Origin of the sequence: Kineococcus indalonis (assembly GCF_009906395.1) — a bacterium.
Classification (GTDB): domain Bacteria; phylum Actinomycetota; class Actinomycetes; order Actinomycetales; family Kineococcaceae; genus Kineococcus; species Kineococcus indalonis.
In genome coordinates, this window is sequence record NZ_JAAALM010000173.1 from 1 (window position 1) to 7,384 (window position 7,384).

Below are 7,384 nucleotides of genomic sequence, written 5' to 3' on the forward strand. Positions count from 1 at the left end.
GCCACCGCGGGCGCCGGCGCGCCCGCGGCGAGCGAGTCCGGCGACCTGCCCGGCCCCGCGCCCTCGTTCGGCACCGTGGTGGGCCTGCTGCTGCTGCCGCTGGTGCTGATCTTCCTGAACACCGGCCTGAACACCCTGGCCACCTCCGGCGCGGTCGACGGCGACGCCACCTGGGTGCAGGTGCTGCGCCTGCTGGGGCAGACGCCGGTCGCGCTGCTCATCACCGTCCTGGTCGCCATGGTCGTCCTGGGCCGGGGCCGCTTCGGCCGGAGCGAGGTGGAGGACCTCGCCAACGGCGCCCTGGGCCCGGTGTGCGCGGTCATCCTCATCACCGGCGCCGGCGGCATGTTCGGGTACGTCCTGCGCACCAGCGGCATCGGCGGTGCGCTCGCGGACACCCTGGAGGCCGCGGGCTTCCCGGTGATCCTGGCGGCGTTCGTCATCTCCCTGGGCCTGCGCGTGGCGCAGGGCTCGGCGACGGTGGCGCTGACGACCACGGCCGGTCTGGTGGCGCCCGCGGTGGAGGCCACCGCGGGGCTGTCCACCTTCGACCTGTGCTTCATCGTCGTGGCGATCGCCGCGGGCGCCACGGCCCTGAGCCACGTCAACGACTCCGGGTTCTGGCTGGTCGGGCGGTTCCTGGGCATGGACGTGCCCACGACGCTGCGCACCTGGACGGTGATGGAGACGATCATCGGGGTGGTCGGCTTCGCGCTGGCGTCCCTGGGCTACCTGCTGCTGTGAGCACGGCGGGTCGGTTTGACAGCACCTGCGCCTGGCGCCAGCGTGGGGCTCCCCTCACCGTGGAGCGGTCATGACACCGTCGTCGCCCCAGTCGTCCTCGGCCCACGAGCGCCTCGCCTCGCCCGAGCTGCGTTCCGCCATCTCGAAGGCCTCGCGCCGGCTGATGCCGATGCTGGTCGTCCTGTACGTCGTCGCCTTCCTCGACCGCACCAACGTCGGCTTCGCCGAGGAGGGGCTGGAGGTGGACCGCGGCATCAGCGCCGCGGCGTACGCCTTCGGCGCCGGCATCTTCTTCATCGGCTACGCCATCTTCGAGATCCCCAGCAACCTGGCGCTGCAGCGCTTCGGCGCCAAGGCGTGGCTGGCGCGCATCGCCATCACCTGGGGGCTGGTCTCGGCCGCCTTCGCCTTCGTGCAGGGCGAGACGTCGTTCGTCGTCCTGCGCTTCCTGCTCGGCGTCACCGAGGCCGGGCTGTTCCCCGGCGTCATCATGTTCCTGGCCGAGTGGTTCCCCAACCGGGTGCGCGTGCAGATGTTCGCCGTGTTCTACCTGGCGCAGCCGTTCTCGCAGATGATCGGCGCCCCGCTGTCCGGTGCGCTGATCTCCATCGGCAACCGGCTGGACTGGGTGGCCGGCTGGCAGCTGATGTTCTTCGTGGAGGGCATGCTGGCCGTGGTGGCCGGCGTCGCGGCGTTCTTCCTGCTGACCAACTCCCCGCAGCAGGCGAAGTTCCTCGACGAGGGGCAGAAGCGCGCGCTGCGCGAGGTGATGGACGACGAGAACGAGGTCAAGAACGAGGACGGGCCCCGCGGCGTCAAGGCCGCGATGGGCAACGGCAAGGTCTGGTACTTCACCGTCATCTACTTCTGCCTGCAGATCGCCGTCTACGGCGTGACGTTCTACCTGCCGCAGCAGGTGGCCCGCCTGGTCGGGCGCGACGTCGGCTGGGAGGTCGGCCTGCTGGCCGCCATCCCGTGGTTCTTCGGCCTCTTCGCCTGCTACTTCGTCGGCCGGGCGGCGAACACGGTGCACCGCCGCCGCGTGCTGGGCACGCTGTTCTTCACCACCACGGGGCTGTGCATCTTCGGCTCCGCCTGGGCCGGGTCCACCGGGCGCCCGGTGCTGGGCATCCTCTTCATCACCCTGGCGGTGTGCTCGTTCCTGTCCACCGGCCCGATCTGCTGGTCCTTCCCGACGGCGTTCCTGGCCGGCACCGCCGCCGCCGCCGGCATCGGCCTGATCAACTCCCTGGGCAACCTCGGCGGGTTCGTCGCCCCGAACCTGCGCACGTTCGTCGCCGAGCTGTTCGGCTCCGACGACGCGGGCCTGTACGCGCTGGGCGTCATGCCCTTCCTGGCAGCGGCGATGATGTGGGGCACCAAGCGGTTCACGATCCGGGCGAACACCCTGCTCGACGTGCGCGGGGAGGAGTCGGCCGCGCTGAAGCCGGGCAGCTCCCGCTGAGCCCCGCGGCCGGGGGCCGGTAGCGTCGCCGGGGTGAGCCAGACGCCGGCCGGGACGGGCACGAGCAGCAGCGGGGTCGTGCTCACCCCGGCGCGGTGGTGGCACCTGCAGGACGTGCACCGCCTGGAGGTGGACCTGTTCGGGCCCACCGCGTGGTCGCCGGAGACGTTCTGGGGGGAGCTGGCGGCGCCCGGGCGCACCTACCTGGTGGCGCTGGGGGGCGAGGAGGTCCTCGGCTACGGCGGCCTCGTCGTCTCCGGCGCCGACGCCGACGTGCAGACGATCGGCGTGGCGCGCGCCGCGCAGGGCCGCGGGCTGGGCCGGCGGCTGCTGCGGGCGCTGCTGGACGCGGCCCGCGCCGCCGGCGCGCGCCACGTGCTGCTGGAGGTGCGCGCCGACAACGAGCCCGCGCAGGCGCTGTACCGCTCGGAGGGGTTCGAGCAGATCGCCCGCCGGGCGCGCTACTACCAGCCGGGCGGCGTCGACGCGCTGGTGCTGCGCGCGCGGCTCTGAGCGCACGACCCCGGGCGCACGACCCCGGGCGCACGACCCCGAGCGGGCCCCGGGCGCGCGGTGCCGGGCGCGCGCCCCGTCAGCCCACCGGCTCCACCACCAGCACCGACTGCCGCCCCGCCAGCCGGGTCAGCACGACGGTGGCCGGGCGCGAGCCCTTCAGCGCCAGCTGCCGGCGCAGCACGTCCGGGTCGACGGCGGTGCCGCGCTTCTTCACCGTCAGCGGCCCCACGTCGCGCTCGCGCAGGTGCCGCCGCAGCGCCTTGAGCCCGAACGGCAGCACGTCGAGCACCGCGTAGGAGCGCGCGAACGGCGAGCCGGCCGGGCCGTCGGTGGTGACGTAGGCGATGGACTCGTCCACCAGGCGCCCGCCCAGCAGCCGCGCGGCGGCGCCGACCAGCCCGGCGCGGATGACGGCGCCGTCGGGCTCGTGCAGGTGCGAGCCGACGGCGCCGACGTCCGGCACGGGGTTGTCCGCGTCGTCGAGCTCGAAGCGCTCGCCGCCGCGCAGCAGCAGGGCGCTGCGCGCCACGCCGGGGCGGGCCAGCGGCCCGCACCACAGCGCGGACTCCACCACGTCGCCGTCCACGGACGTCCACTGCGCCTCGGCGCCGGCGGGCACCAGCGCGTGCGGCAGGCCCGGGGCGAGCTTGGCGCCGGTGGCGGGCACGGCGGCGGCGGTGGCCAGCACGAAGGACAGGGGAGGGGAGGTGGCCTCGGGGTCGAACAGGCGCCGCCCGCCCGCGGTGCGCCGGGCCGGGTCGAACCAGGCCCCGTCGCCGGGCCCCAGCTCGTCGGTGACGCCGGCGGTGACGTCGGCGCAGCGCACCTCCGCGCGCCCGGCGAGGTTGGCGGCGGCCACCGCGGCGGTGCCGGGGTCGGCGTCCACGGCCAGCACGTCCAGGCCGGCGTCGGCCAGGGCCAGGGCGTCGGCGCCCACCCCGCAGCCGAGGTCGGCGACGCGGCGCACCCCGGCGGCGGCGAAGCGGCGGGCGTGCTCGGCGGCGACGGCGGCGCGGGTGGCCTGCTCCACCCCGGCGGGGGTGAGCAGCAGCTCGTGCGCGCGGGGGCCGAGCTTGGCGGCGGCGCGCTCGCGCAGGCGCGCCTGGGTCATGGCCAGGGCGACGAGGGCGGGGTCGTGGCCCTCGCGGCGCAGCCGCTGCCCCAGCACCAGGGGGTCGGCGGGGCCGGCGGCGGCCAGCAGGTCCAGCAGCGCGCGCCCGGCGGGGGAGGTGAGCGCGGCGACGTCGGCGGGGTCCACGGACCCGACTGTGCCAGCCGGGGAGGCTCCCTGGCACTCGGTGGACCGGAGTGCTAACTTCTGTCCCAGCGTCGGTGGCACTCCCCACCAGGGAGTGCCAGCAGCGAGGCGGTGCCGCCCGGCACCCGCGACGACGGTCGAGCGCCGGCCCCGCAACCGACCCACCAGTACGCCAGATCCGCACCGAGTACGCAGAAGGGGAGGGCCGCCCAGTGTCGGTCTCCATCACTCCGCTCGAGGACCGCATCGTCGTCAAGCCGCTCGACGCGGAGCAGACGACCGCTTCCGGTCTGGTCATCCCGGACACCGCCAAGGAGAAGCCCCAGGAGGGCGAGGTCCTGGCCGTGGGTCCGGGCCGCGTCGACGACAACGGCAACCGCGTCCCCGTGGACGTGGCCGTCGGCGACAAGGTCATCTACTCGAAGTACGGCGGCACCGAGGTCAAGTACGGCGGCGACGAGCTGCTGATCCTCTCGGCCCGCGACGTGCTCGCCAAGGTCTCCAAGTAAGCAGCAGCAGGTCCTGACGCCCCGGGCGCCCGACGACACCGGGTGCCCGGGGCGTCTCCCGTTGCCGCGAAAAGCCCTGGAAGGAAGAAGCGCATGGCCAAGCAGCTCTCGTTCAACGAGGACGCCCGCCGCTCCCTGGAGCGCGGGGTCGACGCCCTCGCCAACGCCGTCAAGGTGACCCTGGGGCCCAAGGGCCGCAACGTCGTCATCGACAAGAAGTGGGGTGCGCCGACGATCACGAACGACGGCGTCACCATCGCCCGCGAGGTCGAGCTCGACGACCCCTACGAGAACCTCGGCGCCCAGCTCGCCAAGGAGGTCGCCACCAAGACCAACGACGTCGCCGGTGACGGCACCACCACCGCGACCGTCCTGGCGCAGGCGATGGTGCACGAGGGCCTGCGCAACGTGGCCGCCGGCGCGGCGCCGTCCGCCCTCAAGCGCGGCATCGACGCGGCCGTGGACGCGGTCAGCGACGAGCTGCTGAAGCTGGCGCGCGACGTCGACGGCAAGGGCGACATCGCCCACGTCGCCACGATCTCCGCGCAGGACGCGACCGTGGGCGAGCTGCTCGCCGACGCGTTCGACAAGGTCGGCAAGGACGGCGTCATCACGGTCGAGGAGTCCTCCACGACCGCGCTGGAGCTGGACTTCACCGAGGGCATGCAGTTCGACAAGGGCTACATCTCGCCCTACTTCGTCACCGACGCCGAGCGCCAGGAGGCGGTGCTGGAGGACGCGTACGTCCTCGTGCACCAGGGCAAGATCTCCACGGTCACCGAGCTGCTGCCGCTGCTGGAGAAGGTCCTGCAGGCCTCCAAGCCGCTGCTGATCATCGCCGAGGACGTCGACGGCGAGGCGCTGTCCACGCTGGTCGTCAACAAGATCCGCGGCACCTTCAACGCCGTCGCGGTCAAGGCCCCCGGCTTCGGCGACCGCCGCAAGGCGATCCTGGGCGACATCGCCACCCTCACCGGCGGCCAGGTCGTCGCCGAGGAGGTCGGCCTCAAGCTCGACCAGATCGGCCTGGACGTGCTGGGCACCGCCCGCCGCATCGTCGTCACCAAGGACGACACCACGATCGTCGAGGGCGCCGGCGACTCCGCGGAGGTCGCGGGCCGCGTCGCGCAGATCAAGGCCGAGATCGAGCGCACCGACTCCGACTGGGACCGCGAGAAGCTCCAGGAGCGCCTGGCGAAGCTGGCCGGCGGCGTGGTCGTCATCAAGGTCGGCGCGCACACCGAGGTGGAGCTCAAGGAGAAGAAGCACCGCATCGAGGACGCCGTCTCCGCCACGCGCGCCGCGATCGAGGAGGGCATCGTCGCCGGCGGCGGCAGCGCCCTGACCCACGCGGTGCGGGTGCTCGAGGGCGGCCTGGGCCGCGAGGGCGACGAGGCCACCGGCGTGAAGCTGGTGCACCGCGCCGCCACCGAGCCGCTGCGCTGGATCGCCGAGAACGCCGGCCACGAGGGCTACGTCGTGGTGGAGAAGGTCCGCGGCCTCGAGCCGGGCAACGGCCTCAACGCCGCCAGCGGCGAGTACGTGGACCTGCTGGCCGCCGGTGTCATCGACCCCGTCAAGGTGACCCGCTCGGCGCTGCGCAACGCCGCCTCGATCGCCTCGATGGTCCTGACCACCGACACCCTCGTGGTGGACAAGAAGGAGGAGGAGCCGGCGGCCGCCGGCCACGGTCACGGCCACGGCCACTGACCCCTCCCGAGCACGACGCAGGCCCGGTCCCCTGAAGGGGACCGGGCCTGCGTCGTGCTCGCTGCCGCGGCGTGCCGCGCACCGCACCTCCGCGTGCGCGCCCGCGCCGTTCCGGCTCCGGCGGGCCCCCGCCCGCCGGGACGTGCTCAGCTGGCGACGCGCAGGGTGCGGCGGCGCTCGGCGGCGTAGATGGCCTCGCGGTCGTCCTCGGTGAGGCCGCCCCACACGCCGTAGGGCTCACGCACCTTCAGGGCGTGCTTGCGGCACTGCTCGATGACGGGGCAACCGGCGCACACGGCCTGGGCGGCGGCGTCGCGGTTGCGGCGGGCGGGGCCGCGCTCGCCCTCGGGGTGGAAGAACAGGTCGGGGTCGGCCTCGCGGCAGGAGCCGATGAGCTGCCACTCCCAGATGTCGGCGACGGGTCCGGGGAGGCGGGAGATCTCGGCCATGGTGCGCTCCTTGAGGTGCGGGGTGTTCGGGGGACCGCCGGGGCGGTGGATCTTGCTGACGAGGTAGGACGCTACAACCGCGTCAGAAGTTGTTCAAGGCCCTCGCGGGAAGTTGTTCAAGAGTGGGGCGCGTGACCTGCGCCACAGGCCGGCGGCACCGGTGCCGCCGGGGGGCCGTCGTCGTGCACAACCGGTGAACATCGCTGTGAACAACTTCCGCACGGAGCCCCGCGCGCCCCTGACCAGCGGTGAACAACGCTGAACAACCCGGTGGCGCGTTCCCGCCGAGCGGGTGCGCCGTCCGGGGGAGCGGTGAGTGGCGCGCCCGACGCGGCCGCGGGAGGATCGCGGCGTGTCCTCACCGCCCCAGGGAGCGCCGCCGACGCCGCCGGCGCCGCGCATGACGCTGACCGTCGCGGCCGTGGCGCGCCGGCTCGGGGTGGCCCCGGCCACCCTGCGCACCTGGGACCGCCGCTACGGCCTGGGCCCCTCCGAGCACACCGCCGGCGCGCACCGGCGCTACTCCGCCACCGACCTGGCCCGCCTGGTCGTCATGCGCCGCCTCACCCTCGAGGGCGTGGCGCCCGCCGAGGCCGCCGCCATCGCCGCCACCACGGCCGTCGCCGACGGCGGCTTCGCGCTGGCCAGCGTCTCCACCATCCCCGCCTCCGTGATCGAGGCGGCCGTCACCGACGCCGCCGCCATCGCCGGCCCCGAGCAGGCCGCCACCGGC

General features: G+C 74.3%; 8 protein-coding genes. 6 read left to right on the plus strand and 2 right to left on the minus strand.

Features of this window, described 5'->3' with window-relative positions; translation table 11 throughout:
• The 3 genes from GTR00_RS10350 to rimI all read left to right on the plus strand — a co-directional run.
• Positions 1-744: GntP family permease (locus GTR00_RS10350; protein ID WP_407659675.1), on the plus strand; the 744-nt coding region annotated here is incomplete at its 5' end.
• A 70-nt stretch (positions 745-814) separates the two neighbouring features.
• A complete protein-coding gene (locus tag GTR00_RS10355; protein WP_166611546.1) occupies positions 815-2,209 on the plus strand; it encodes an MFS transporter in 1,395 nt (464 codons plus the stop codon).
• A 33-nt stretch (positions 2,210-2,242) separates the two neighbouring features.
• On the plus strand, positions 2,243-2,722 hold the full coding sequence (gene rimI / locus GTR00_RS10360) for a ribosomal protein S18-alanine N-acetyltransferase (RefSeq protein WP_166611547.1): 480 nt from the start codon (positions 2,243-2,245) through the stop codon (positions 2,720-2,722).
• 79 nt (positions 2,723-2,801) lie between these two features.
• On the opposite strand, the gene GTR00_RS10365 is transcribed toward rimI, so the two are convergent.
• Positions 2,802-3,983, minus strand: a complete 1,182-nt coding sequence (locus tag GTR00_RS10365; protein ID WP_166611548.1) for a THUMP-like domain-containing protein — start codon at positions 3,981-3,983, stop codon at positions 2,802-2,804.
• Positions 3,984-4,195: 212 nt separating this feature from the next.
• Here GTR00_RS10365 and groES point away from each other — a divergent pair, with 212 nt between their 5' ends.
• Positions 4,196-4,492, plus strand: a complete 297-nt coding sequence (gene groES / locus GTR00_RS10370) for a co-chaperone GroES (protein WP_166611549.1) — start codon at positions 4,196-4,198, stop codon at positions 4,490-4,492.
• A gap of 93 nt (positions 4,493-4,585) precedes the next feature.
• Positions 4,586-6,202: a chaperonin GroEL gene (groL, locus tag GTR00_RS10375; protein WP_166611550.1), complete on the plus strand. Its 1,617-nt coding sequence runs from the start codon at positions 4,586-4,588 to the stop codon at positions 6,200-6,202.
• 146 nt (positions 6,203-6,348) lie between these two features.
• Here groL and GTR00_RS10380 read toward each other — a convergent pair whose 3' ends face one another.
• The gene (locus GTR00_RS10380) at positions 6,349-6,651 is read right to left on the minus strand and encodes a WhiB family transcriptional regulator (RefSeq protein ID WP_166611551.1); all 303 of its coding nucleotides are present in this window, start codon (positions 6,649-6,651) and stop codon (positions 6,349-6,351) included.
• 400 nt (positions 6,652-7,051) lie between these two features.
• On the opposite strand from GTR00_RS10380, the gene GTR00_RS10385 reads away from it, so the two are divergent.
• A partial coding sequence (locus GTR00_RS10385) for a MerR family transcriptional regulator (RefSeq protein ID WP_166611552.1) occupies positions 7,052-7,384 on the plus strand: 333 nt, incomplete at its 3' end.